Origin of the sequence: Pseudoalteromonas sp. SWN166, assembly GCF_015864485.1 — a bacterium.
Classification (GTDB): domain Bacteria; phylum Pseudomonadota; class Gammaproteobacteria; order Enterobacterales; family Alteromonadaceae; genus Pseudoalteromonas.
In genome coordinates this window covers 1-885 of the sequence record NZ_JADYXB010000092.1, presented here as the reverse complement: position 1 = coordinate 885, position 885 = coordinate 1, and the positions used below count along the sequence as shown (strand labels likewise).

Genomic DNA, 885 nt, shown 5'->3' with positions numbered 1-885 from the left:
GAGAACGAGTGAAACGTTATATTCTTCCAGAAAAAAGAAAACGGCCCAAAAGTAGGACCGTTCGAATTTCAAAAACTCGGTACACCATTAAGTCAAAACATGCTTAACTGAATGGTGTTAAACCGTAGTAGCTGCTTTTAATCGTCACGGTAACGCGTTAAAACGGTTTTCACAGAAGAAGCAAAAGGACGTTAAAAAGCATATTCGTCGTAGTGTTATTGTCGATATGGATGTGGAAGGTAAAACGAATTATCGATTGATTGCGAGCTGGCCTAAAGGAAAAAGTGAGCCTACTTATTGGGCAACGAACTTAAATCGAGAAAAATTTAGCGCTGAAGCGGTAATAAAGCTCTACAGTCTCAGGTGGCAAATAGAGTTACTGTTTAAAGAATGGAAGTCTTATTGCAACCTGCAGAAATTTAACACCAGAAAAGCGAGCATGATGGAAGGCTTGGTGTGGGCAAGTTTATTGACGTTGTTAGTAAAGAGGCGAATAGGCATGAGTGTTCAACAACTTGCCGGCATTGAGCTATCAACATTTATGGTAGCAAAAAACACCCAAGGTTGGTTTTATCAATTAATGGAGTCGATAACACAAGGCGTGATATCGACACTGAATAAAGCATGGCAAAAAACTATCAGTTTTTAGTCAAAATATGCACGAAGAGCGAATCCAAAAAGAGATAAAGAAAAAGGACGATTAAAATGCGGCCTGAATCCAATTATCTCTTAATGTCTAACCTATGAGCAAATACTACACTATCTTATACCAATCTGCCAAATTATGTGATCTAATTAGCACACTGATACTTATCTACTTTTACTAAATTGAACTTAGAAAAATCCAAGCAACTTTTAGCTTTATCACGTAAAGAGCCTAATGCA

The 885-nt window shown here is 37.5% G+C and carries 1 pseudogene; it reads left to right on the top strand.

Annotated elements, in window-relative coordinates:
* Positions 1 to 124: 124 nt before the first annotated feature.
* Positions 125 to 733, top strand: a pseudogene (locus I6F49_RS20230) (transposase); the annotation flags it as partial.
* Positions 734 to 885 lie beyond the last annotated feature (152 nt).